This window comes from Chromobacterium sp. Rain0013 (assembly GCF_015291765.1).
GTDB lineage: Bacteria > Pseudomonadota > Gammaproteobacteria > Burkholderiales > Chromobacteriaceae > Chromobacterium > Chromobacterium haemolyticum.
Genome location: NZ_CP031514.1, coordinates 3,578,397 through 3,604,259, shown reverse-complemented (window position 1 = coordinate 3,604,259; position 25,863 = coordinate 3,578,397). Strand labels below are relative to the sequence as shown.

Here is a 25,863-nt window from a genome sequence, read left to right as displayed (position 1 = left end):
TTGTATTGATGCGGGGCCGCGGCGCATAAAAAAAGAGCCCCGGATGGGGCCCCAATTTGCACCTTCGCTCAGGAGACCAACGCGCTGGCCAGAAGGGGTAGGTAATTTCCAACAGAACCCGCGCGTTGATCATGCCAGATCAGGACTCTCGCGAGCCCTGGCTGCTGACGGAAACCAGTATGCCGTTTTGTTTCGAAGGCGGATATTTGGATTTGTTGTGTTTTATGTGACGCTATGTGACCCGGAAGGGATTGGCCGTTATCATGACGCAGTGCAAACAATCATGGCGCGCCGGCCGTGAACGGCGCTTGATGGACGCCGCGCCGGCTCGTCTTTCAAGGGGAACAGCGTGGACAAGCATTACCCGGTAATCGACACTCGCAGCATCGTGATGCGCTGGGGCGATATGGATGCCGTCGGGCATTTGAACAATACCTATTATTTCCGTTATCTGGAACAGATCCGCCTGGATTGGCTGGAGAGCCTGGGGCACGGGATCGATCCTTCCGGCTGCGGGCCGGTGCTGGCGGGCACTTCCTGCGTGTTTCGCAAGGAGATCACCTATCCGGCCACGCTCGACATTACCATTGAACTGGAAAAGCTGGGACGCAGCAGTTTGAAGCTGCGCCATCATTTTTATCGGCGCGACGATCCCGGCGTAGTGTACGCCAGCGGCGAGGTAACATTGGTGTGGGTGGACTACCAGGCGGGCAAGTCGGTCTCCATTCCCGACGACATCCGCGAAGCGGTGGAGACGGCGGCCAAATCCGCCGTCTGAGACCCTGTTCAAAGTCTCGCGAGCAAGAGCGAGACAAGGCGAAAACGAGCGAAAAAGCGGAGTGTACGAGGGGTACATGAGCATTTTGAGCTTGTACTCACTGTGCAACGCTCCACGAAGCGCAGCAGACTTTGAACAAGCTCTGAGACTCCCGCCGCTGTTCTTGGCCCCCGGCGCTCTGATGCGTCGGGGGCTTTTGCCTGGTGACCCGCGTCAGCCTTGCTGGGGGGCTTTGTTGCGCATCAGGTCGCGGATCAGGAATCGGCTGGGGTGGGTGGCCTGCATCAGACTGCGGGCCACCGGGGCGGGTTCGTCCTCCAGCAGGGCGGCGAGGATTTCGCCGGACAGCGGCGCGGTGATCATGCCGCGCGAGCCATGGGCGGTATTGACGTAGAGACCGTCTATCCAGGGCGCTGATGCGCTGAGTTTCAGCGAGGCGTCCTTGCTCAGGGGCAAATAGGCGTCGATCAGGCTTTGCGCGTGGGCGACGGGGCCGACGATGGGCAGGTAGTCCGGGCTGGTGCAGCGCAGCGCGGCGCGCCCGGCCAGGGCTTTGTCCAGCAGGCCTTCTCCGCCCAAAGCCTGGTACAGGCTGGGCGCGAGCCCCGCCAGCATTTGCAGATTTTCCTGATGCTCGAACAGATTGACGCCGAGATCTTCGGTATTGAATTTGAAGGTGGCGCCCAGGCAGTGCTCGCCGAAGCGGGCCGGGGAAATATAGCCCTCGCCGCACAGTACGGTGCGCAGCGCTTCGCTGTGTTCGGTTGCGCGCGCCACCGTGACTTGGCCGCGAATCTTTTTCAAGGGCAGGTGCTGGGTGGCGTCGAAGGAGCCGGTTTCCGCCGCACCGGCCAGAATGACCACGGAGCCGATGGCCACCGAGCCTTCATCGCCGATAGCGACCCAGCTTTTGTCCAACGGGTTGTAATCCAGCTCCACGATGGTGCGGCTGGTGCGAACCTGGATATTGGGATGTTCCACCAGTTTGCGCACCAGGGCGGGCGGGTTGATCCAGCCGCCCTCCGGAAAGAACAGGCCGCCGTGCTGCAGTTCGACGCCGGCCAGCTCGCTGGCCTCGCTGGCGTCGACCGGCCGCAGGAAATCGGCGCCAAAACCGGCTGAGGCCAGGCCTTGCTGGCGTTCCACCTCGGCCGCGTCATAGGCCAATTGCAATACGCCGCATCCGCGCCAGTTCGCGTCGTCTTCCGGCAACTGGGTTTTCAGCGTGCGGAGACTGTAGCCGTAGCCGGACAGGATCAGGCGGGTCAGCGGGGTGAAGTGTGGAGACAGCTTGGTGTACAACACGCCTTGCGGGTTGCCGGAGGCGCCGCGGGCCAGTTCGGGCAGGCGTTCCACCACGGTGACTTGCCAGCCGCGGCAAGCCAGGCTGTAGGCGCTGGCGGCCCCGGCGATGCCGCCGCCGATGACAATGGCGCTGCGTTCGCCATGACGCCGCGCCGGGCGCGCGAACCACGGCGGCGACCACTCTCCGGCGGGCAGGGTTTGCAAATGACCGTGGCTCATTTCCCGCTTATGGCCGAAACCGGCGGTTTTGCTGACGGCGAAGCCGGCTTCGCTCAAACCGCGGCGCACAAAACCAGCGCTGGTGAATGTGGCGAAGGTGGCGCCGGGCGCCGAGAGCCGCGCCATGGCCTGGAACAGCTCCGCTTGCCACATGTCCGGGTTCTTGGACGGAGCGAAGCCATCAAGGAACCAGGCGTCGACGCGAGCGTCCACCTCCGGCAGCACTTCCAGAACGTCGCCGATCAGCAAGGTCAGCGTGACGCGTCCCTGATTCAGCAGCAGGCGGTGCCAGCCAGGGGGCAGGGCCTGGTATTGGGCCAGCAATTGTTGGGCCAGGCCGGCGAGCTGGGGCCAGAGCGCCAACGCCTGGGTCAGATCGCGCGGGGTCAGTGGAAATTTCTCCGCGCTGATGAAGTGCAGGCGCGTGTCGGCCGGCGCGTATTGCAGGAAACATTCCCACGCGCACAAGAAATTCAGTCCGGTGCCGAAGCCGGTTTCCGCAATGGTGAAGTGGCCGCCGGAGGGCAGTTCGGCGAAACGTTCGGCCAAGCGGTTGTGCCGCAGGAAAACATGGCGGGTTTCGTCCAGGCCGGAGGCGCGGGAGAAATAGACATCGCCGAATGCGAGGGAAACCGGTTGACCGTCTTGCCAGTCAAGTTGAGCGTGTGGGGTCATGCGCGCGGAGTCGGGGCGCGGCGCGGCGCCGCTGATGAATTAGGATGTTCTGATGATACCGTAGTTTCGCGCTGCGATCAGCGCCGCTCCTCGAGACAGCGGCTGAGCCGGCTCTCAGAGCCTGTTCAAAGCCTGCTGCGCTTCGTGGAGCGTTGTGCCTCAGGCGATGCGAGAAGCGGCCAGGTCCAGCTGTTCCGGTGCCAGGCTGTCCAGCTGTAGAGGCACGGCTTCGGCCAGTTGCGGGTAATGCTTGCCCAGCGAACGGTAGTAGAGCGGATCGTAGTGTTTGGCCAGCAAATCCGCTACCAGCGCATCAAAGCGGCGGTCTAGGATCATCTGGTTCCAGGCCTCCATTTGCTCCCCTGAGTGCAAACCCTTCAAAAAACCCAACTGGCGGATCAAGGTCTCTGGGTCTTGCAGGTAGAAGGCGTAATCCTCAAGCAGAAAGCGCACACGCTCGGCCAAGGGCACGTCGATCAGCAGGCAGTCGCCTTGGTGCATCTGACGATACAGCGCGTCGGGCAGGGTGACGAAGCCTACTTTCTTGCTTTCCGACTCGATGAAGACGGGCCGCATGGGGTCCAGGCCGCGAATCTGTTGCAGCAGCAAGGTGTCGAACCATTTTTGCGACGGCTGCGGCAAGTCCGGCAGGCGGCCGAGCACCGAGCCGCGGTGATTGGCCAACTGCTCCAGATCCAACACTTGGTGGCCGGCGCGCGCCAAGGCATGCAGCAAGCGGCTTTTGCCGGAGCCGGTGGGGCCGCAGATCACGCGCAGTTTGAGCTGTCCCGGGAGCTCATCCAGCCATTGCAGCGCTTGGCGGCGGTAGGCTTTGTAGCCGCCCTCCAACTGATGCGCTGGCCAGCCTATCTGTGCGAAAATCAGCGCCATGGAGCCGGAGCGCTGGCCGCCGCGCCAGCAGCATATCAGCGGGCGCCAGGATTTGGGGCGGTCGGCGAAGCGCTCTTCGATGTGCCGGGCGATATTCTTGGCGGCCAGCGCCGCGCCGACTTTGCGCGCTTCGAATGGAGAAACCTGTTTGTACAGCGTGCCGACGCGAATCCGCTCATCGTTGTCCAGAACCGGGCAGTTAATGGCGCCAGGAATATGATCCTCGGCAAATTCTGCCGGGGAACGGACGTCGATGATCTCGTCAAACTGCCCTAGCTGTGATACGTTCGCGACCTTGAAAAGCATAAATATGGCGGAGTCCGCAAATGGCTGAAATCAAATTGACGCAATTGTCTCACGGCGGCGGCTGCGGCTGCAAAATTGCCCCGGCGGTGCTGGAGTCCATTTTGTCGACGGCCAAGGAAAAAATGGCCTTTCCCAATCTCTTGGTGGGGGCGGAAACCAGCGACGACGCCGCGGTGTATCAATTGAACGCCTCGCAGGCGATCGTGGCGACCACTGATTTTTTCATGCCCATCGTAGACGATGCTTATGACTTTGGTCGCATCGCCGCCACCAACGCGCTTTCAGACATCTACGCGATGGGAGCGACGCCCATCATGGCGCTGGCCATTGTGGGCATGCCGGTGAAGGTGTTGCCGGTGGAGACCATCCGCGACATTCTTTCTGGCGGCGAATCGGTGTGTCATGCCGCGGGCATTCCGCTCGCCGGCGGTCATTCCATCGATTCCCCCGAGCCTATTTACGGACTGGTCGCTTTGGGCGTGGTGCATCCGGACCAGCTCAAGCGCAACAGCGAGGCGCAAGATGGCGACGTGCTGATTCTGGGCAAGGGCCTGGGCGTTGGCGTGCTGGCGCAGGCGATGAAAAAAGGGGAGTTGGACGACAAGGGCTACCAGGCCTTGATCGCCTCCACCACTAAGTTGAACACCGTGGGAGCGGAGTTGGCGGCCATGGACGGGGTGCACGCGCTGACCGACGTGACCGGCTTCGGCCTGCTCGGCCACGCCTTGGAAGTATGCAAGGGCGCGAAGTTGGCGGCGCACATCGATATGACCGACGTGCCGGTGATCGAGGAAGCCCGCGTTTTTGCGGAACAAGGCTGCGGTCCCGGCGCGATTGAGCGCAACCTGGCCAGTTTCGGCGAGCACGTTGACTTCGGCGCGGATCTGCCGGAGTGGCAACTGTGCCTGCTGGCCGATCCGCAGACCAGCGGCGGCTTGCTGGCCGCGGTGGCGCCGGAGCAGGCGGACGAGGTTTTGGTGCGCTTCCAACGCGCCGGCTTCGGCTATGCCGCCAAGATCGGCAGGCTGGCCGCGGGCGAGGCTCGCGTCATCGTCCGCTGAGCGGCGCGAGATGAACGACGAAAAGCCGAAGAGCCCGTCGCTGGTTGCCCGCGACCGGCCTTTGACGGAACTGGCCCGGCTTGCGCCGGGCCGGGTAAGCGCCGCGCGCGGCCCCGCCGCCGGCGACACTCATGTTTCGTGGTTCGACGGCAGCGTGGCGGCGGGCTTTCCGTCGCCGGCCGACGACTATCTTGAGCGTTCGCTCAATCTCAACGACTTTCTGATCCAGCATCCGGACACCAGTTTCTTTGTGCGCGTTTCCGGCGACGCCATGGCCGGGGCCGGCATTTTCGACGGAGATCTGTTGATCGTCGATCGCCTGCCGCCGCCGCGCCACAACGACGTGGTTGTGGCGGTGGTGGGCGACGAGTTTCTGGTGCGCCGGCTGCATCTGAGCCCAGCTCATGCCTGCTTGCGCGCCGCGCAAGCAGGCTGCGCCGATTTGCCGGTGGAGGCCGGTGTGGAGATCTGGGGCGTGGTCAGCGCGGTGGTGCGCTCGCTGCGCTAGCCTTGCCGGGCGACCATTCCAGCCCCAGGCCAGGGTTTTCTCCGTTGAAGTCTCCATATTTCCCGCTGCATTGGCTGTTTTAGAATTTGTTAGGCGATGTCATCGGGCGGGCGGCTCAAGACTCGAGGCCTTTTGTCATAGCCTGGCTGGATACCGCTCTTAATGCATGAGTTAAGTTTTTCGGCAATGCCATGGGGCAGTGACGCCAAGTTGAAAATTGGGTTCAAGATCGACAATAGAGAGGCTTGAAAAGCAACTGGCCATGCCCAAATAGTGCATATCAACGTTCCGAAGGAGCCACTCCATGCGATTCGACAAGCTGACCACCAAGTTCCAGCAGGCGCTGGGGGATGCCCAGAGCCTGGCCCTGTCTCAAGACCATGCCTATATCGAGCCGCAGCATTTGCTGCTGGCCATGCTAGACGACGCCGACGGCGGCATTGCCGGCCTGCTGGCGCGCGCCGGGGTCAATGTGCCCGGCCTGAAGGGCGCGCTAAACCAATCTTTACAGCGTTTGCCGCGGGTGCAGGGCAACGGCGGCGAGATCACCGTGTCGCGGGATTTGGCCAATCTGTTGAACCTGAGTGATAAGGCCGCGATGAAGCTGGGCGACGAGTTCATCGCCAGCGAGCTGTTCCTGTCCGCGTTGAGCCAGGACAAGGGCGAGGCCGCTCGGCTGTTGAAAGAGCATGGAGGCCAGCCAGCGGCGATTCAGGCTGCGATTGACGCGGTGCGCGGCGGCGAGAACGTCTCCAGTCAGGATGCGGAGAGCCAGCGCGAAGCCTTGAAAAAGTACACCCAAGATCTGACCGAACGCGCGCGTCAGGGCAAGCTGGACCCGGTGATCGGCCGTGACGACGAAATCCGCCGCGCGATCCAGGTTTTGCAGCGGCGCACCAAGAACAACCCGGTGTTGATCGGGGAACCCGGCGTCGGCAAGACCGCCATCGTCGAAGGTCTGGCTCAGCGCATCGTTAACGGCGAAGTGCCGGAAAGCCTGAAAAACAAACGCCTGCTGGTGCTGGATCTGGCCGCGCTGATCGCCGGCGCCAAGTTCCGTGGCGAGTTTGAGGAGCGGCTGAAAGCGGTATTGAATGATCTGTCTAAGGACGATGGCCAGACCCTGATCTTCATCGACGAAATCCACACTCTGGTGGGCGCGGGCAAGGCCGACGGCGCGATGGACGCGGGCAATATGCTGAAGCCGGCGCTGGCGCGCGGCGAACTGCATTGCATCGGCGCGACCACGCTGGACGAGTATCGTCGTTACATTGAAAAGGATGCGGCGCTGGAGCGCCGCTTCCAGAAAGTACTGGTTGGCGAGCCGTCGGTGGAGGACACCATCGCCATCCTCCGCGGCTTGCAGGAAAAGTATGAGATTCATCACGGCGTGGACATCACCGACCCGGCCATTGTCGCCGCGGCGGAGCTGTCGCAGCGCTATATCACCGATCGCTTCCTGCCTGACAAGGCCATCGACCTGATCGACGAGGCCGCCAGCCGCATCAAGATGGAACTGGATTCCAAGCCGGAGGAAATGGACCGGCTGGACCGCCGGCTGATTCAACTGAAGATCGAGCGGGAGGCGGTGAACAAGGAAAGCGACGAAGCCTCGCAAAAGCGGCTGAAGTTGATCGAGGACGAGATCGCCGAGTTGTCGCGCGCTTATGCGGATCTGGACGAAATCTGGAAGGCGGAAAAAGCCGCGCAACAGGGCTCGCAGAGCATCAAGGAGGAAATCGAGCGCCTCAAGGTGGAAATGGAGGACCTGAAGCGCAAGGGCGATTGGCAGAAGCTGGCGGAGCTGCAGTATGGCAAGCTGCCGCAGCTGGAGGCGCGGCTGAAGGACGCGGAGGCCGCCGGCGCCGGCGAGCAGGCCAAGCCCAATCGCTTGCTGCGCACCCAGGTGGGGGCGGAGGAGATCGCGGAAGTGGTCAGCCGCGCCACCGGCATTCCCGTGTCCAAGATGCTGGAAGGCGAGCGCGACAAGCTGCTGCGCATGGAGGACGTGTTGCATCAGCGCGTGGTGGGGCAGGACGAAGCGGTCAGCGCGGTGGCCGACGCCATCCGCCGCTCCCGTTCCGGCCTGGCCGACCCCAACAAGCCTTACGGCTCCTTCCTGTTCCTAGGGCCGACCGGCGTGGGCAAGACCGAACTGTGCAAGGCATTGGCCGGATTCATGTTCGACAGCGAAGACCACCTGATCCGCATCGACATGTCCGAGTACATGGAGAAGCATTCGGTGGCGCGGCTGATCGGCGCGCCGCCGGGTTATGTCGGCTACGAGGAGGGCGGCTATCTGACCGAGCAGGTGCGACGCAAGCCGTATAGCGTGATCCTGCTGGACGAGGTGGAAAAAGCGCACCCGGACGTGTTCAACATCCTGTTGCAAGTGCTGGACGACGGCCGCTTGACCGACGGACAGGGCCGTACTGTGGATTTCAAGAACACGGTAGTGGTGATGACGTCCAATATCGGCAGCCAGCAGATACAGGCAATGGACACCGATGATTACCAGGTGATCAAGCTGGCGGTGATGGCGGAGGTGAAAACCCAGTTCCGGCCGGAGTTCATCAACCGCATCGACGAGGTGGTGGTGTTCCACGGCCTGGGCGAGCAGCATATCAAGTCCATCGCCCGCATCCAGCTTAAGAGCCTGGAAGGCCGGCTGGCGAAGCTGGATCTGGATTTGCAGATCAGCGAGGAGGCGTTGGCGCTGTTGTCCGAAGCCGGCTTCGATCCGGTTTACGGCGCGCGGCCCTTGAAGCGGGCTATCCAGTCCGAGTTGGAGAATCCGCTGGCCAAAGCCATCCTGGCAGGAGAGTACCCGCCGAAATCCACCATTATGGTGGAGGCGCGCGACGGCCGTCTGAGCTTCGCCTGAGCATGTCCCGCTCATGAAAAAAGCCCGGTTATCCGGGCTTTTTCTTTGCGCGGCGACGTCAGCCGCGATCAGGGTGGCGGAAGCAGGCGGACATATGGTCATTGACCACGCCGCAGGCTTGCAGATAGGCGTAGATCACCGTACTGCCGACGAAATTCATGCCGGCTTTCTTCAGCGCCTTGCTGATGCGGTCGGACAGTTCGGTGCTGGCGAGCACCCTCTCGTCGTCGCGACGGCGCAATATGGGCCGGCCGTCCACATGCCCCCACAGCCAATCTGCGAAGCTGCCGTGTTGCTGTTGCATCTGCAGAAACACCTTGGCGTTGCGGATGGCGCTCTGGATCTTCAACCTGTTGCGCACAATGCCGGTGTCCTGCATCAGGCGCTCAACGTCGCCGTCGTCCATCGCCGCCACCTTCACCGGGTCAAAGCCGTGAAAGGCGCGGCGGTAGCCGTCGCGCTTGCGCAGGATGGTAATCCAGGACAGGCCGGCCTGAGCGCCCTCCAGAATCAGCATCTCGAACAGCTTGCGGTCGTCGTGTTCAGGACATCCCCATTCCTCGTCGTGATAAGCGACGTAGAGGGGATCGTCGCCGCACCAGGCGCAGCGGGTTGGGGCGGGCATCAGCGGTTATGCAGCAGGATGTCGCACTGCAGCCCCATTTTTTGCAAGCCGGTGCGGCTTTGCAGGTTGATCACCAGAGGATTGCGGATGTTCGCCTTCATCGTGGATAAGGCGGGATGTTGTTCGTCGGCCTGATTGCTCAGCATGAGCAGGATGGCCACATCCTGCGGCTGTTGCAATTTCAGTTCGGACACCTCGGCGTCGTCCAGTTCGATCTCGTAGCGGATGTCCAGCGCTTCCGGCGTGGTGATGCTGAAGATGACGCCAGGGTCGTCCAGCGATTGCAGCCAGAATACCTGGGGCTGCGCCTGAGTGGCGTTGTGAAAGAGCTTGAAACGGGTGCAGTTTTCCAGCGCGGGAATGCCGCGCGGGAAAGTGATGACGGTGCTCTCGTCGATATCGACTTGGCCGAGCTGGCTGGACTGGAACCGCATGGCGTGCCTCCTGGCGTGACAATGTTCTCATTATGCATGGCGACGGCGGCAATTGCACAAGCGGAACCCCGCCGGTGGAGAAGATTGCAAGCTGTGGTTGTGGCCGCGGGTTTAACAACCTATATCAATATTACTCGAATGTCGTATTTTAATTGGGTTGCGGCCGGCCGGCAGAGTGCCCGCGCGCGATGCTAAGGGGGAGATCCCATGGGCTTGCCAGCAAAGCGGTTTCTGATTCTTGAAGATCAGTTGGTATTGCGGAAATTGATTTCTCGTCAGGCCAGCTTCTTTAGCCGTTACGAAGTGGCCATCGATGAGTTCAGCGACCCGGCTGAGGCGTTGCGCAGCATCGGAGAAAACCGCTACGACCTGATTGTCACCGATATCGGCATGCCGGGCATGAACGGCATCGACTTCATCAAACATGTGGCCTTGCTTGGTTACCGGGCGGCGCTGCTGATCATCTCCGGCTATGACGGCAAGACTCTGAACACCATCAGCGAGATGGCCTGCAGCCTGGGCATAGGCAGTACCCGTTTCCTATCCAAGCCGTATTCGGCGGAATCCTTTCTCACCGCGCTCAACAGTATCTTCAACGATCTGGAGCGCGCCTATCAGGTGCAGCAACTGGAAGTGGAGAGCTTTTTCGCCGACGTGTGTTCCGGGGAGTTCAAGCTGGAGCTTGAGCCGGTCTTGAGCCTGCCCGGCCACCGGCTTGCAGGCTTCGACGTGACGGCGCTGATCCGCCCGCAAGGGCGGGTGGAGTGGAGCGCGGGGCTGTTCAATGTGCTGGCGCGGCGTAAGGGAATCTCCGCCCTGGTGCTGGAGGAGTTGGTGGCGCGCATCGCCAATTTGCTGACTGGTTTGCGCCAGCAAGGGCTGGGTGAGGAGTGCGATTTCAACGCCCGCATCGACAAAGCCTGCCTGGAGAGTGAAAACCTGTTTGATCACTGTCATTCCCTGTTGCAGCAGCGAGGCGTGCCGCCGCGTTTGCTGGGCTTCGAGTTGGCCGAAGGCCTGGGACCGCAATCGCCGGCTCAGGCTTTCGAGAACGTCGCCAAGATCAAGTATCTGGGGTTTCGCCTGATCGCCGATCACTTCGGCACCGGCTCGTTGACCCAGAGCAATATGCTCAAGCTGCCGTTCGACCATGTGAACATCCCCATCGAATCCCTGCGATGGATAAGAACCATGCTGGGAGCGGATCCGCAGGCGTTGCGCTTTTTGCGTATTTACGGCTTGCCGCCGGGGGCGATTACCGTAAGCGGCGTCGATGAGGAGGAGGACGTCGCGCTGGCTCAGGAGATGGGATGTCCTCGCGTGCAGGGCGCTTGTATGGCCTTGCCGGTACGCGAAAACGAGTTAAGCGACTATTTGCGGCGGAGCCAAGAAACCGCGGCGGCGGAAGGAGGCGCGGGATGAGCGTTGCGGCAGTGGATTTTTCGCGGATGCGGATATTGGTCGTGGACGATCAAACCCTGGTGCGTTCATTGATCAGCCAGGCCTTGCAGACCATGGGCATGCGTTCGGACGCCATTTTTCAAACTGCGGACGGCACCGCGTCGATGCGGTTGTTGGACATCCGCATGGTGGACCTGGTGCTGTGCGATGTGCAGATGGCGCCGATGAACGGCATGGACTTGCTCAAGGAATTGCGCTGCGGGCATACCATGAATCCTTCCAACCTGCCTTTCGTGTTTTTGTCCGGCCATGCGGACCGCAGCAATGTGGTGCTGGCCAGTCAGCTCCACGCCGACGGCTTTGTGGTCAAACCGCCTAAGCCTGCCGATGTCGAGAAAGCGATTGTGGCGGCAATGCAGCGCAAGCGGCCGGAAATCGACCCGTTCAGCTACTACGGCGTGGCCACCGGCACCGAATACGACCGCAAGGTCTTTGGCCGGCTGTTCGACGCTCCTGCGTTGCCGGAGGCGCCGTCGGGCACGGCGGTGAGCTTGCTGACGGTCAAGGCCGGGGCGGTGCTGGCCCAGGATCTGTTCAGCAAGCACGGCCATTTGTTGCTGCCGCGCGGCGCCGCCATTTCCGCCAACCAGATCACGGTATTGCGTGATTTCAGCGATCGCTACGGCGTGTTGCGGCTTTTCGTCGAGGAGATTTCCGAGACCGAAGCCGAGTCGTCCCGAGAACATTGAGTGCCGTCGATGAAGTTCGCCAGGCCGCGCCAGGACCATATCAAATCCATCCGCCGAGCGGTCATCCTGATCGTGCTGTTGCTGGGCGTGCTGCAGGCGATGGCCATTCTGCGTTTGTTGAACGAGTCCTGGGACTCCTATCGCACGGCCAGGCACGTGGCCGAACTCAACCGCGATATTTCCGCCTTGTATCAGGCGGTTAGCTCGGAAAACCTGGAAAGCAGCAAGCTGCGCTTGTTGTTGACGGCGAAATCCCCGCCTACGCCGCAACAGCGAGAAGAGCTAAGCTGGCTGGCCCGCAATACGGACGCCAAGTTCAGTGTGGCGCTGGCCTCCATTCCCGTCATGACCGGGATGGATGCCTCCAGCCAGACACGCATGCGCAATCTGGCCCACGATTTCAAAGTGCTGCGAGAGGAGTCTTACGCGGAATTGCGCCGTCCGGATTTTCAGAATGAGTCTTTGAGCAACTTGCTGTATTTGGTCACGGCGCGGATGCGCAACGAGGCCGGCGGCATTCTGGCCGCGGACACGGCGCAGTTGGCAAGCCAGGGCGACCCCACCCTCAACAGCCTGATGATGATCAAGCAAAGCTTGTGGCAGTTGGGCGGCCAATTGCGCGGCAACGTGGTGGCGTTGATCATGCGGGAGCAGTTGGGACATCGAATGAACCGCGACATCGAGGACGACCTGGCCTTCCGGCTAAGCTCCGCGATGTTGATGGTGGAGCAGCTGCGGCCAGTGATTTTGGGGGTGCGCGACGACGCATTGAAAGCCGAGTTCACCAATCTGGCCACGTTGACGCTGAAGCTGCAGTTAGTGGTCAAGCTGCAGCTTGAGCAGATCGACGGAGCCCAGCCCTTTAGTCAGGCCACGAATTTTCGGGCCAGCTTGGCGGAACTGGACGGCGAGTTGAAGCGCGTCTTCGACATGGTGGAACAGATGACGGCCGATCGTATTGACGAGAGCCGGCGAGTCAATTTGTTCCGCATGGTGCGCGACGGCTTGTTCGGTTTGTTGGCGCTTGGCCTGATGGTGGTGTTGCTGTACTACATGGTGCGCCGGGTGCTGCGGCCGCTGTCCGCCTTGAAACATATGTTGGACGCCTCCGGCGACGCGGTGCTGATCGTCAATAGCAACGGGCGGATCGAGATCGCCAACGCCGGGGCCGGCAAAATGTTCGTTTATCCTCAGGCGGCGCTGCATGGCATGTCGGTCTACAGCTTGCTGGAGGTGCCGGGCGGGGCCGCGCATCTGACCCAGGCCTTGAACGATCAGGAAACGGTAGCATTGGCCGGGGAGGGCTTGTCCGCCAACGGCGAGCGTTTCTATGTGACGATTTCCCTCAGCCAGTTCAGCAACAGCCGGGACCACGGCTGGCGCATGCTCACGGTGCGCAACGAACAGCAGAGACGGCAGGCGGAAACCACGCTGGAGCGCAGCGTCGAATTGTTGTCCGCGATTTCGGTGGTGGAAGGCATGCTGTTGGCGCGAGAGCCGCGGGACAAGGTGTTTGAAGAACTGCATCGCGTGTTCTGCCACCACACCGGCGCTCGAGAATGTCTGCTGGTGGCTTGGTCGCCGTTGGACGAGGGCGGGCAGTCCCTGTGCTTGCAGGCCGGCCAATGGCCGCCGGAGTTGCCGCCGTTGTCGGAAGTGGCGTATGCGGCCGCCCCGCTCAGTCAATTGTTCCAACTGCTCAGCGAGCGATCCACTTGGATTTCCCTGCCGGTGATGCTGGGCGGCGATGTCGCCGCCGCGGTGTGCATGCAACAGCCGGACGTGTACCGGCTGGGCGTAGGCATGCAGCCTCTGATCGGCGCTTACGCCAATATTCTGGGATTTTACGATGAGGAGGCGCGGCGCAAGGTGTCGGAAGCGCAGTTGCGCACCGTGCTTCAGGAAGAGGAGGCGGTGTTCGCCTCGTCCCCGGTGGGCTTGCTGCGCCTGAACGAGCAATTGCAGATTTCCCGCTCCAATCAAACGGCGGAAATGATTTTCGATGTTGGGGTTTACGGCCTGGTTGGCATGCACTTGATGGAGTTGATGGCTTCGGATCAGGGCTGGATCGAGCTGACCGAGCATTTGCAGCAAATGCGGCAAGGTACGCGCGTTCATTGTGAGCTGGAGTGTTTTACCGGCGCCGGCCTCCCGATCTGGGTCTTGTTCGAAGGCCAGATGGTGGCGACGGAAACGGTGGAGGGGGTGATGATCCTGGCCTGCCTGGACATCACCGAACGCAAGATGGCCGAGTTCGAGCTTCGCATGGCGCGAGACCAGGCCAATGCCGCCAACCGCGCCAAGAGCGCCTTCCTGGCCACCATGAGCCACGAGATCCGCACGCCGATGAACGGAGTGCTGGGCATGTTGGAGTTGTTGAACATGACCCGGCTGGACGGCGAGCAGCGGGACGCGGTGGCCACGATACACGACTCCGCGCATACGTTATTGCGTTTGATCGACGATATTCTGGATTTCTCCAAGATCGAGGCCGACAAACTGGAGATTGTCACCGCGCCCACGGCGATGCGGCCGTTTTTGGAGAGCGTTCGCAGCCTGTATCAGGAAAACGCTTATAAGAAGGGCTTGGATTTTCAGCTGGAAGTGGATGATCAACTGGCGCCGACGCTGGTGCTGGATCCCTTGCGCTTACGGCAAATTCTGCAGAACTTCATCAGCAACGCGATCAAGTTCACCGCGCAGGGCGGCGTGATCATCCGCGTCAAGGTGCTTAGCACCATGGCCAATTATCAGTCGCTCAGTTTTGAAGTGGAGGACAGCGGCATCGGTATGACCGAGGAGAGTTTGTCCCGGTTGTTCCAGCCTTTCACCCAGGCGGACTCCGATACTACCCGGCGCTTTGGCGGCACCGGTCTGGGGCTTGCCATCTGCCGACGGCTGGCCGGACTGATGGGCGGTCACGTGGAGCTGGAAAGCGAATTGGGCAAGGGCAGTTGCGCGCGCTTGTTGCTGGAAGCGGAGTGGTCGGAACAGGTGGTGGCGCCGGTCAGCCTGCCCCAGGTTCACGTGCCGGCGGAGACGCCGCGCGAAGAGGAGATCGAAACCGCGGCGCCTTCTCCGGAGCAAAGCGTGCTGCCCATTCTGTTTGCCGAGGACAACCCGACCAACCGCAAGCTCACGCTCAAGCAACTGGAAAAGCTGGGCTATTCGGCGGAGTGGGCCGAGGACGGCGAGCAGGCCTTCGCCAAATGGCAAACCGGCCGCTACTCGATGATTCTGACCGATTGCCACATGCCGGGCATCGACGGTTATCAACTGGCGCGGCTGGTGCGCGCACAGGAGCAAGAAGAGCCGGCGCGGGGTCATATTCCCATCGTCGCCTGCACCGCCAACGCCGCCAAGGAGGAGCTGGACAAGACCCGTGACGCGGGCATGGATGATTTTCTGACCAAGCCGTTGTCGATCGCGGAGCTGTCCGCTGCCCTGCAAAAATGGACGACGACGGGAAGCGTTCCGGAAGCCGCGCCTCCGCCGCCTGCCGCGGCAGGGCCTGAGGACGGGCCGGTGGACCGCTCCGTTCTGCAGGTGTACAGCAACGGCGACCTGCAAGTTGAGCTGGAGATCCTGCGAGACTTCCAGCAAGGCAACGCCGAGGACGTGGGCGAGTTGCGCAGCGCCATCGCAGAAGGCTCGAGCGACCGCGTCAGCTTTGCCGCCCACCGAGTCAAGGGCGCCAGCCGCATGGTGGGCGTCAATGCCTTGGGCGCTGCCGCCGAGGCGGTGGAAAAGGCGGGCAAGGCCCAGTCGCTGGAGCAGGTGACGGCTCTGATGCCGGCCTTCGACGCGGCGCTGGCCGAGTTTGACGCCTGGATGGCCCGGCAGAATGAAACCAATTTGGCATGAGGGTCTGTCGTTTGTTGCGCTTCGTCAGATATGGCGCGATGAGTAGCGTGTCGAAATGCTCATCAACCACTCGTACATTCCGCTTTTTCACTCGCTTTCGCCTTGTCTCGCTTTAGCTCGCGAGATCGAGAACAGCTGCTTTACCCGCTCCGCTCTGTCCGTCGTTCTTCGCCTTTGCTCGCTAGACTTTGAACAAGTACAGAGGCGCGCCAAGGTCGGCTAAAATGTCCAGCCATGAGCGAGCCGACATCACTTTACCCACAGTTGGAAGCGGCGCTGCTGTGCCGCGACGTTGAGCGCAAGATGGCGCTGGCGGTTGAGGCCTTGCACGGCTGGCGCGTCGACGCGCTGCCGCGCAGCGCGGATGCGCCGCCGCCATACCCGTTGCCCGAGGCTGGGCGTCCTCCGCTGCCGGAGCTGGTGCATCCGTCCAAGGTGCCCAAGCGCAGCCTGTCCACGCGCCAGGGGCATGCCGCCTTGCTCCACGCCATCGCCCACATCGAATTCAACGCCGTCAACCTGGCGCTGGACGCCGCTTGGCGGTTCCGCGCGATGCCGGATGCTTTCGTCAGCGATTGGCTGCAGGTTGCAGCGGAAGAGGCGCGCCACTTTTCCCTGTTGCTGCGGCGTCTGCGGGAACTGGGGCACGACTACGGGGATTTCCCGGCCCACAACGGTTTGTGGGCGATGAGCTGCAAGACCGATTACGATCCGCTGGCGCGCATGGCTCTGGTGCCCAGAGTGTTGGAAGCCCGCGGCCTGGACGTGACGCCGGGCATACAGCGTCGGCTGGCCGGCATCGGCGATCACGCGAGCGTAGCGGTGCTGGACATCATCTTGCGCGAGGAAGTGGGGCATGTGCGCATCGGCAACGCTTGGTTTGGCCGGCTGTGCCGACAGCGCGGCCTGGAGCCGGAGACCTGTTTTCAGGAACTGCTGCGACGCCACGATGTCCAGCTTTACCGCGGGGCTTATAATCTGGCCGCTCGCGAGCGGGCGGGGTTTTCAGCCAGGGAGCTGGAAGCGCTGCGCGCCTTGTGTGAAGACGACACCGCTTCAGCCGGCTAGACTGCCGGCGGCCTTACCTGGAACGACGAAACATGCTATTGAATTTGTTTAAGAAGATGCAAAAGCAGCGGCGCTTCGCCATGACGGTGCTGCTGCTCAGCACCTTGATCTTCGCGCTCAGCTCGGCCCTGTGGCGCGGCTTTGACGGCGGCCCGGGCCCGTTGCTGGCCATTTTGTGTCCGTTGGCGATGCTGCTGGCCTTGATCTGCCAGTTCAGCGCTTTGCTGGCATTGGCGAAAAGACCTTAAACCAAAAAAGGATTTTTAAAACAGCGGCTTAAAGTGTTGATTGCGGACCACGCACGGACTTGACTGGCATCGGCAGGCCGCGCATAATCGCCCCCGTATCGATAAGGGTCAGGGCTCCACATTGGGTGGAGCCTTTGCTTTTTGGAATTTTCGGAGAAACCGAGTCATGGACCATCAGGCATTCCTGCGCCAATTGGAAACCAACGCGCTGCCTGCATCCGACTTCAACCATCGCGCGCATCTGTACGCCGCCTGGGCCTATCGTCGCCAATACCCGGCGCCGGAGGCTGCCGCCCGTTGCGCGCGCGCGCTGTCCCGTTTCGCCATGGTGAACGGCGCGGCGATGAAGTACCACCACACCCTGACCATGGCCATCCTGGTGATTCTGTACAGCCGGATGGCCAGCCAGCCGCAGTTGCTGGAAGACTGGGAAGCGTTCGCCAGCCACTGCCCGGACATGCTGGCCGACCCCCGCGCGGTGATCCTGCAACACTATTCTTCAGAGCGCCTGGACGACGATTCGGCGCGCAAAGGCTTTGTCGAGCCGGACCGCGAGCCGTTGCCGATGTCCTGTTTGCTGCACTGAGCCCACGCTCAACGAACCCCACCAGAATAAACAATGAAAGCACCGGAACTTCTGCTGCCGGCCGGCACGCTGGACAAGATGCGCGCCGCCTACGACTTTGGCGCCGACGCCGTCTACGCCGGCCAGCCGCGCTACAGCCTGCGCGCCCGTAATAACGATTTCAAGCTGGAAGAGCTGAAGCAGGGCATAGACGAAGCCCACGCGCGCGGCAAACTGTTTTTTGTCGCCAGCAACATCCTGCCGCACAACAGCAAGATCAAGACCTATATGGCCGATATGGAGCCGGTGATCGCGATGAAGCCGGACGCGCTGATCATGGCCGATCCAGGCCTGATCATGATGGTGCGCGAGAAGTGGCCGGAAGTGCCCATCCATTTGTCGGTACAGGCCAATACCGTCAACTACATGGGCGTCAAGTTCTGGCAGAAGCTGGGCGTGTCGCGCATCATTTTGTCGCGCGAACTGAGCCTGGACGAAATCGCCGAGATTCGCCAGCAATGCCCTGACATTGAACTGGAAGTGTTTGTGCACGGCGCGCTGTGCATCGCTTATTCCGGCCGCTGCCTGCTGTCCGGCTATTTCAACCATCGCGACCCGAACCAGGGCACCTGCACCAACGCCTGTCGCTGGGATTACAAGGTGCATGATACCCAGGGCGATGATGCCGGCGATGTGCAGACCATCAAGTTCGACTTCAACAAGGCCCTGGAAGAGGCCAACCAGAGCTTCGCCTCCTGCGGCGGCGCCGAGCGTCATCCGTTGGCGGACAAGACCTATCTGATTGAAGAGGGCAGCCGCCCCGGCGAGCTGATGCCCATCATTGAAGACGAGCACGGCACCTACATCATGAACTCCAAGGACCTGCGCGCGGTGGAGCAGGTGGAGAAGCTGGCCAAGATCGGCGTGGATTCGCTGAAGATCGAGGGCCGCACCAAGAGCTTGTACTACGTGGCGCGCGCCGCTCAGGTGTACCGCAAGGCCATCGACGACGCCGTGGCCGGCCGCCCGTTCGACCTCGGCTTGCTGGCTGAGTTGGACGGCCTCGCCAACCGCGGCTACACCCCGGGCTTCCTGGAGCGCCACCAGACGCAGGAATATCAGAATTACATCACCGGCCATTCCAAGGCCAAGCAGAGCCAATACGTGGGCGACGTGCTGTCCGTGGATGCCGAAGGCTGGGCGCTGATCGAGGTGAAAAACCGCTTCGCGGTGGGCGACCGCATCGAAGTGATTCATCCCAGCGGCAACCAGATCATCGAACTGGCCCAGATGACCCGCAACGATCAGCCGGTGAGCGTGGCGGCCGGCAACGGCATGCAGGTCAAGATCCCCGGCATGCAGGGCAAGGAGAAAGCGCTGCTGGCGCGGCTGTTCTGACCCAGAAGGGAGCAATGGAGCAAGACAGGCGGCTAATGGCCGCCTGTTTTTTTTCGTGATTGCGACGTTTTCGGTCAACTCTATGCCGTGATCGTGCGTTTTGAGTGCTGTGGATTGGGTGAACTTCACCTCGGATTGTTGATAATAGTGAACGTTTGGAATTGGTGTGTGGCGTAAGTGTTTATTTTTTTGCACTGCAAGATCAATAAAAGTTGCGTGCATAAAAAAATATGGTTAAAAAGTAGTGACGTATCAGAGAGAAATGTAAATTTTATTAAACATTCGCTGAGCGTGGAGACAAGAGGAGACGATGTGAGCAGCAATGGCCGCCTGGCGGTCGCGCATCGGCATGGAGGCTCAGGCTTCGCATGCAGGTTTCCCTGGCCGTTTATCGACACCCGCCACTTAGAACGCGGGGCGCAACGGCCTGAATCACGACCCTTAGCACCTCGAAAGTTGCAAACCGTTACGCGCGGACAGATGGCATGACGCGCTGCGGGGTGTAAGTTGGCATGAGCAGCACGCGATGGGCGGCGCCGGAACCGGTCCGCCAGCCGCAAGCTCGTGCCGCATTCGACCCAGGTCCGCCCAGGCGGCCGGGGGAAATGGAGCAGCGCCATGGCCCGGCAACGGGCGGGAAGCGTGGCGCTGAGGTTGCCGTTATCGGGTCGCCCGATGCTCGCTGGCCGCAGGCCCGGCATCGGACAGCGCGGTCCGTTCCATTAGGAAGCCTGTCATGCAGAATAAGCTGGTTCGCAAAGCGCTGTGTTCGTTGCTGATGTTGCTGCCGGTCGCGGCGGCGCAAGCCGAAGACAAGGTGCTCAATGTCTACAACTGGTCGGACTATATCGCCAAGTCCACCATTCCCGGATTTGAAAAACAGAGCGGCATCAAGGTTAAGTACGACGTCTATGACAGCGACGACACCTTGCAGGCCAAGATGCTGACCGGCCGCGCCGGTTACGACATCGTGGTGCCCACCTCCAACTTCATGGCCAAGCAGATCGAGGCCGGCATCTACCAGAAGCTGGATAAGTCCAAGCTGCCCAATCTGGCCAATCTGGACAAGGCGCTGATGGCCAAGATCGTGGACGCCGACCCGGCCAACGCCCACGGCGTGCCCTGGGCTTACGGCACCGACGGTCTCGGCTACAATCTGACCAAGGTCAAGGCGGTGCTGGGCAAGGACGCGCCGCTGGACAGCTGGGACATCCTGTTTGATCCCAAATATGTGTCCAAGCTCAAGGGCTGCGGCGTATCGGTGCTGGACCAGGCCAACGACGTGTTCGCCGTCGCCTTGCACCACTTGGGCAAAGACCCCAACAGCAAGAACCCCGCCGACTACCAGGCCGCTTTCGAAGCGCTGAAGAAAATCCGCCCCTACATCACCCAGTTCAATTCCTCCGGTTATATCAACGACCTCGCCAACGGCGACATCTGTATGGCGCTGGGCTTTTCCGGCGACGTCAACATCGCCAAGCACCGCGCTCAGGAATCCAAGCGGCCGTACCAACTGGCCTATGTGATTCCCAAGAGCGGCGCGCCGCTCTGGTTCGACGTGATGGTGGTGCCGAAGGACGCGCCGCATCCCGAGGCCGCGCTTAAGTGGATCAACTACATCCAGTCGCCGGAAGTCAACGCCGCGATCACCAATGAGGTGTTCTACCCGACCGCCAACGCCGCCGCGCGCAAATACGTGAAGCCGGAAATCGCTAACGACCCGGGCGTGTATCCGCCGGAGTCCGTCGTTAAAACGCTGTTCCTGCTCAAGCCCCTGCCATCCGACATCATGCGTCTGCAAAACCGCTTGTGGACGCAGTTGAAGACAGGGCGCTGAGCCAGGTATCCAACAACGCCGCCGCGCCAGCCTGAACCGGGCCGGCGGCTGTCCTGAGTCTATCCGAGCGCAAGCGCGCCGCTGGCCAGTCAGGCCGGCGGGCACGCGCGCGGCCGGTTCGTATGTGACAGGAGGAGGGAAGGCGCGATGTCCGGCCGCCGCGGCCGTGGGTATCCGGGAGAAGAGTTCAAGAGGAGGCCGTTCAACCGGCAGCCCGCGTTATAAGTTGTTCAAATTCTGTTGCGCGTAGTGAGCTGCGACTTGGCGAGCGCCGAATTCGAAATGTCCATGCACTCCATGCCCATTCGTTTTCTCCGCTGTTTGCGCCATGCCTCGCTCCAGCTGGCTGGACTTTGAACCGCTTCCAAGACGGGCCTGGGGGACGGCGCAAAAGCAATGCAAGCGAGCCGGATCAAACCGGCCATGTGGTGCTGACATGAAAAGTCTTAAGCTAAGCCGTTGGCTGCCGTCGGGCAGAACCACCGTCATCGGCATGCCGTTCCTGTTTTTGCTGGTGTTCTTCCTGCTGCCCTTCCTGCTGGTGGTGGGCATCAGCTTCTCGCAGCAACAACTGGGCATTCCGCCTTACACCCCGCTCACCAAGCTGGAAAACGATGTTTTCACCATTGCGCTGAACATTGGCCATTACAAGTTCATGCTGGGTGACGATTTGTACTTCGCCACCTATATCAGTTCGGTGAAGATGGCCTTCGTCTCCACCGTGCTGTGTCTGTTGATCGGCTATCCGATGGCTTATTACATCGCCCGGGCTTCGGATAGCGCGCGCAACACTCTGATGATGATGGTGATGCTGCCGTTCTGGACGTCCTACCTGATCCGCGTCTACGCCTGGATCGGCATCCTGAAAAACGACGGCTTCCTCAATCAGTTCCTGCTGTGGCTGGGCGTGGTCGATACGCCGCTGCGGCTCTATCACACCAACTGGGCGGTCTATATCGGCATGGTGTTCTCCTACCTGCCGTTCATGATCATGCCCTTGTACGCCCACCTGGTGAAAATGGACCTGCGGCTGCTGGAAGCGGCCTACGACCTGGGCGCCAGACCGTGGAAGGCCTTTGTCCAAGTGACCTTGCCGTTGTCCAAGAACGGCATCATCGCCGGCAGCCTGCTGGTGTTCATTCCGGCGGTGGGGGAGTACGTGATTCCGGAACTGCTGGGCGGCTCCGACACGCTGATGATAGGCCGCGTGATGTGGGATGAGTTCTTCAACAATATGGATTGGCCGATGGCGGCGACGGTGACCTGCGCGATGGTGCTGCTCTTGCTGGTGCCTATGGCGCTGTTCCAGCACTACCAGGTCAAGAATATGGAGGCCGCGAGATGATCAAGCCCAACAAGACGCTGTCCTTCCTGGTGCTGGGCCTGGGGTACGGCTTTCTCTACCTGCCGATCGCGCTGCTGGTGTTGTACTCCTTCAACGAGTCCAAACTGGTGACGGTATGGTCCGGCTTTTCCACCAAGTGGTATGCCGCGCTGTTGCAGGACGACGAGCTAATCAACGCCGCCTGGCTCAGCGTCAAGATCGCGCTGATGACCGCTACCGCCTCGGTGGTAATAGGCACCTGGGCCGGCTTCGTGCTGGCCCGCTTCGGGCGCTTCCGGATGTTCACCCTGTTCGCCGGCATGATCAACGCGCCGCTGGTGATTCCCGAGGTGATTCAGGGCATCTCGCTGCTGCTGTTGTTCGTGGCGATGGAACAGGCCTTCGGCTGGCCGGAAGGACGTGGCGTGTTCACCATCTGGATAGGCCACGTGATGCTGTGTGTGTCCTATGTCGCCATCGTGGTGCAGTCGCGGGTGCGCGAATTGAATCTGTCGCTGGAAGAGGCGGCGATGGATCTGGGCGCGCGTCCCCTGAAGGTGTTCTTCGTGATCACGCTGCCGCTGATCTCGCAGGCGCTGGTGTCGGGCTGGCTGCTGTCGTTCACGCTGTCGCTTGACGACCTGGTGCTGACCGCCTTCCTGTCCGGCCCTGGTTCCACCACCTTGCCCATGGTGATCTTCTCGCGGGTGCGCCTGGGGCTGAATCCGGAGATGAACGCGCTGGCAACGCTGTTCATCGTGCTGGTGTCGGCCGGGGTGGTGGTGGCCAACATCTATATGCGCATGGCGGAGCGCAAGCGTGAGCGCGAGATGAAACTGGCCTTTGCCCAGGCCTGAGCCTGGCGTTGCATAAAAATATAAAACACGCATGCCGGCGCGGCGTTGCCGCGCCGGAGCGTCCGTGGATGAGCGCAGGCGGTTCTCGAATGTTGTATCCAAAGTCATGCAACAAGGGAGTGGGAAATGAAGAGAATACTGATCAGCGCGCTGATAGCCGGCCTGCCTGGCATGGCATTGGCCGATGCCAAGGCGGACGAGCTCGCCAAGCTCAAGGCGCAACTACAAGCGCTGCAGAGCCAGATGCAGGCCTTGCAGCAAGCGGTGGCCGCGGCGACCGAGGCCAAGGCGCCGGCGGACGAGGCCAACGCAGACCTGAAGGAGAGGGTGGCCGGCATGGAGCTGAAGGTGGACAAGCTCAACAACGCCGCCACCGACGGCCCGCTGGCCGGACTTAGCGTCACCGGCTACCTGGACCCAACCTATATCTACAACCGCGCCAACAATAGCTCCGGCTTCCAGTTTCTGAATCATCAGAATACCTATGCCTACAGCAACAGCACCTTTGGCGACGTCTATCTCGACATCAAGAAGACCTTTGGCGTGGGACCCACCGCCCCCAGCGCGGAAATCAGCATCATGCCCAACCGCGGTTCCGGCAACACCCTGCTGGATGGCGGCAGCGGCAACAACATTATCAACACCGCGCAGTTCACCTATCCGCTGTCGGACACCTGGTCGTTGACCGCCGGCCTGGTCAACAGCTTCGGCGGTTATGAAATGCAGCAATCCAACCAGATGACCACGCTGACCCACGGCCTGCTGTACGACTTCAGCGTGCCGGGCTCCTATGTCGGCGCCGGCTTCAACTGGGCGCACGGCGACTGGGCGTGGAAGTTCATGCTGGGCAATGAGCAATACCGCACTCATGCTAATCTGGCCTCCACCGGCAGCAATGGCGATACCGGCAACCCCATCGTCAAAAGCAACAACACGCCCACGCTCACCGGCCGGGTTGACTACACCTGGAGCAGTGCGCTGGACCTGGGCTGGTCCTTCAACGCCGGCCGCCAGACGCTGCTGACCAGCGCCGCCCAGTCCGCCAGCAATCCCGCTCCGGTGAGCAACGGTTGTCTGGCCGGCAACAGCGGCTTTGGCTACCAGTGCGTCAGCAAGGACCCATACAGCAATTACTTCTATACCGAAGTCGACGCCAGCTACACCTTGAACGATATCCAGTACAACGCCGAGTTCGATTACGGACGGCAGCAGAACGCCGCCTGGAACGGCGGCGCGGCGCAATGGTATGGGGTCTCGTTGCTTGGGCACCGCAAATGGGTGACAGATCTCCTGGGCAAGATGGGCGCCACCTTGCGTTACGACTACCTGAACAACAGCAAGAACGGAGGCGGCGGCGGCGGCGTCGCGCTCAATGCCAACGGCTACGACGGCGTCAACGGCTTTGGCGTGTCGCAGGCTTGCGTGGCCAGCGGCGTGGCCGACTGCAAGGGCGCCAATCGCCAGGCCTTGACCGCGGACTTGTTGTTCTATCCGACGGACCAACTGACGCTGAAGTTCGAGTACCGGCACGACTGGGCCAGCCAGGACGTGTTCCTGCGCAACGACGGTCGCTTCCGTCGCAGCAACGATATGTTGGGCGCGCAGGCGGTGTACAGCTTCTGATTAGGAGCGAGGACGGGCGGCCCGGCGCGGGCCGCCTTTTGTTTTGCCCGGCCATGGGCGACAATGCCCATCCCTTCCTCGTTACCGCCATGTCATGTCGCGATTGAAACCCTGGCTGCAAGACCGCTGGCCGCTACCGCGTTATCGGCCCGATCCGCGGCAAGCCCATCATGGGGCCGATGGCTACCACAATCTATTTCCTTTCCAGCAACCGCGGCTGCTGGACGTGCTGCGTTGGGAATGGCAGCGCCGCCGCATGCCGGTGGTGCGTCACCGGCTGGAACGCATTCCGCGCCAAGAACCGGACTTGGCCGCGCTGAACGCCAACCGGGGCCGGCCGTCGCTGACCTGGGTGGCCCATGCCACCAGCTTCATCCAATTGTGCGGCAAGAACATATTGATCGATCCGATCTGGTCGCAGCGGGCCTCGCCGCTCCAGTGGGCGGGACCGGAACGGCAGTTGCCGCCGCCGATGGCTTTGCAGGAACTGCCGGCGATCGATCTGGTGCTGATTACCCACAATCATTACGACCATCTCGACTTCAACACCGTCAGCCGGCTGGCGCGCCAGCCGGCAAGCTGCCCGCATTTCGCCGCGCCGCTGGGGGTGGGGGCGACCTTGCGGCGCGCTGGCGTGCCTGTGTCGCACATCCATGAGCTGGACTGGTGGCAGTGTTACCGTCTGGACGGCGTGGAAGCGGAATTGACGCCGGCCCATCATTGGAGCAAGCGCTGGATGTTCGGCGACGAAAACCGCGCGCTGTGGGGCGGCTTCGCCGTGCGCGGCGATGGGCTGCAGTTCTGGTATCCAGGCGACACCGGTTATCAGGACCAGCTGTTCCGGCTGATAGGCGAACGCATCGGCTTGGTGGATCTGGCCTTGTTGCCGATAGGCGCTTACGAGCCGCGCTGGTTTCTCAGCCCGCAGCACGTGAATCCGGAGGAGGCTGTGCGAATTTTGCTGGACACCGGGGCGCGAGCCGCCTGGGCTGTGCATTGGGGCAGCTTCATCCTTACCGACGAGCCGCTGGATCGCCCGCAGGACGATCTTGCCGCCGCGCTAGCGCTATGGAATATCTCGCCGGAGGTCTTTCAACGGCCGGCCATGGGCGAAACACGCTGGTTTTGAGTCCGATCTTGGCAGTAAATCCCAAACGTCGTCGTTTGAGGCTTATTTTACCGATGCGGCTTGGCTGCAAGCATTGCCCCTGATGGCAAGCGGGAATACAATCAACAGGTAGTT

General features: G+C 61.6%; 20 protein-coding genes. 16 read left to right on the top strand and 4 right to left on the bottom strand.

The features are described 5' to 3' along the window. The first annotated feature begins 349 nt into the window (after nt 1-349). Nucleotides 350-778, top strand: coding sequence for a thioesterase family protein (locus tag DXT74_RS16580; RefSeq protein ID WP_019104189.1), 429 nt, complete (start codon nt 350-352; stop codon nt 776-778). A gap of 213 nt (nt 779-991) precedes the next feature. Here the strand turns inward: DXT74_RS16580 and mnmC are convergent, their stop codons facing one another. Both mnmC and mnmH read right to left on the bottom strand, forming a co-directional pair. Beyond that, a complete protein-coding gene (mnmC, locus tag DXT74_RS16575; RefSeq protein ID WP_194426508.1) occupies nt 992-2,977 on the bottom strand; it encodes a bifunctional tRNA (5-methylaminomethyl-2-thiouridine)(34)-methyltransferase MnmD/FAD-dependent 5-carboxymethylaminomethyl-2-thiouridine(34) oxidoreductase MnmC in 1,986 nt (661 codons plus the stop codon). Between the two features lie 159 nt (nt 2,978-3,136). After that, nucleotides 3,137-4,174 carry a tRNA 2-selenouridine(34) synthase MnmH gene (mnmH, locus tag DXT74_RS16570; RefSeq protein ID WP_114155402.1) on the bottom strand — a complete coding sequence of 346 codons (1,038 nt, stop codon included), beginning with the start codon at nt 4,172-4,174 and terminating at the stop codon, nt 3,137-3,139. A gap of 20 nt (nt 4,175-4,194) precedes the next feature. Here mnmH and selD point away from each other — a divergent pair, with 20 nt between their 5' ends. From selD to clpB, 3 genes are all read left to right on the top strand, one after another. Beyond that, complete coding sequence (gene selD / locus DXT74_RS16565; RefSeq protein ID WP_194426507.1) at nt 4,195-5,235, top strand: selenide, water dikinase SelD; 1,041 nt, start codon at nt 4,195-4,197, stop codon at nt 5,233-5,235. A gap of 10 nt (nt 5,236-5,245) precedes the next feature. Further along, complete coding sequence (locus DXT74_RS16560) at nt 5,246-5,743, top strand: LexA family transcriptional regulator (RefSeq protein WP_194426506.1); 498 nt, start codon at nt 5,246-5,248, stop codon at nt 5,741-5,743. 304 nt (nt 5,744-6,047) lie between these two features. Then, a complete protein-coding gene (gene clpB / locus DXT74_RS16555; RefSeq protein ID WP_081554942.1) occupies nt 6,048-8,627 on the top strand; it encodes an ATP-dependent chaperone ClpB in 2,580 nt (859 codons plus the stop codon). Between the two features lie 58 nt (nt 8,628-8,685). Here the strand turns inward: clpB and DXT74_RS16550 are convergent, their stop codons facing one another. Both DXT74_RS16550 and fliW read right to left on the bottom strand, forming a co-directional pair. Further along, nucleotides 8,686-9,252 carry a DNA-3-methyladenine glycosylase I gene (locus DXT74_RS16550; RefSeq protein ID WP_114152235.1) on the bottom strand — a complete coding sequence of 189 codons (567 nt, stop codon included), beginning with the start codon at nt 9,250-9,252 and terminating at the stop codon, nt 8,686-8,688. Continuing rightward, on the bottom strand, nt 9,252-9,686 hold the full coding sequence (gene fliW / locus DXT74_RS16545) for a flagellar assembly protein FliW (RefSeq protein WP_043631175.1): 435 nt from the start codon (nt 9,684-9,686) through the stop codon (nt 9,252-9,254). Before fliW ends, DXT74_RS16550 begins: the two co-directional genes overlap by 1 nt. 207 nt (nt 9,687-9,893) lie before the next feature. On the opposite strand from fliW, the gene DXT74_RS16540 reads away from it, so the two are divergent. The 12 genes from DXT74_RS16540 to DXT74_RS16485 all read left to right on the top strand — a co-directional run bounded on the left by DXT74_RS16540 (nt 9,894) and on the right by DXT74_RS16485 (nt 25,749). After that, nucleotides 9,894-11,108: an EAL domain-containing protein gene (locus tag DXT74_RS16540; protein WP_114152236.1), complete on the top strand. Its 1,215-nt coding sequence runs from the start codon at nt 9,894-9,896 to the stop codon at nt 11,106-11,108. Then, on the top strand, nt 11,105-11,836 hold the full coding sequence (locus DXT74_RS16535; protein WP_052370219.1) for a response regulator: 732 nt from the start codon (nt 11,105-11,107) through the stop codon (nt 11,834-11,836). Before DXT74_RS16540 ends, DXT74_RS16535 begins: the two co-directional genes overlap by 4 nt. Nucleotides 11,837-11,845: 9 nt before the next feature. After that, nucleotides 11,846-15,700: an ATP-binding protein gene (locus DXT74_RS16530; RefSeq protein ID WP_114152237.1), complete on the top strand. Its 3,855-nt coding sequence runs from the start codon at nt 11,846-11,848 to the stop codon at nt 15,698-15,700. A 234-nt stretch (nt 15,701-15,934) separates the two neighbouring features. After that, entirely contained in the window at nt 15,935-16,768 is an 834-nt protein-coding gene (locus DXT74_RS16525) for a ferritin-like domain-containing protein (protein ID WP_114152238.1), read from the top strand. 32 nt (nt 16,769-16,800) lie between these two features. After that, nucleotides 16,801-17,016, top strand: a complete 216-nt coding sequence (locus tag DXT74_RS16520) for a hypothetical protein (RefSeq protein WP_019101450.1) — start codon at nt 16,801-16,803, stop codon at nt 17,014-17,016. Between the two features lie 166 nt (nt 17,017-17,182). After that, nucleotides 17,183-17,602 carry a hypothetical protein gene (locus DXT74_RS16515; RefSeq protein WP_043631185.1) on the top strand — a complete coding sequence of 140 codons (420 nt, stop codon included), beginning with the start codon at nt 17,183-17,185 and terminating at the stop codon, nt 17,600-17,602. A gap of 33 nt (nt 17,603-17,635) precedes the next feature. Next, nucleotides 17,636-18,979: a tRNA 5-hydroxyuridine modification protein YegQ gene (yegQ, locus tag DXT74_RS16510; protein ID WP_019101452.1), complete on the top strand. Its 1,344-nt coding sequence runs from the start codon at nt 17,636-17,638 to the stop codon at nt 18,977-18,979. A gap of 736 nt (nt 18,980-19,715) precedes the next feature. Continuing rightward, nucleotides 19,716-20,816 carry a polyamine ABC transporter substrate-binding protein gene (locus tag DXT74_RS16505; RefSeq protein ID WP_114152239.1) on the top strand — a complete coding sequence of 367 codons (1,101 nt, stop codon included), beginning with the start codon at nt 19,716-19,718 and terminating at the stop codon, nt 20,814-20,816. A gap of 436 nt (nt 20,817-21,252) precedes the next feature. Further along, the gene (locus DXT74_RS16500; RefSeq protein WP_043631192.1) at nt 21,253-22,161 is read left to right on the top strand and encodes an ABC transporter permease subunit; all 909 of its coding nucleotides are present in this window, start codon (nt 21,253-21,255) and stop codon (nt 22,159-22,161) included. Beyond that, entirely contained in the window at nt 22,158-22,997 is an 840-nt protein-coding gene (locus DXT74_RS16495; protein ID WP_043631195.1) for an ABC transporter permease subunit, read from the top strand. Before DXT74_RS16500 ends, DXT74_RS16495 begins: the two co-directional genes overlap by 4 nt. 126 nt (nt 22,998-23,123) lie before the next feature. Further along, entirely contained in the window at nt 23,124-24,620 is a 1,497-nt protein-coding gene (locus DXT74_RS16490) for a DUF3138 family protein (protein ID WP_194426505.1), read from the top strand. A 94-nt stretch (nt 24,621-24,714) separates the two neighbouring features. Next, entirely contained in the window at nt 24,715-25,749 is a 1,035-nt protein-coding gene (locus tag DXT74_RS16485) for an MBL fold metallo-hydrolase (protein WP_081862495.1), read from the top strand. Nucleotides 25,750-25,863 lie beyond the last annotated feature (114 nt).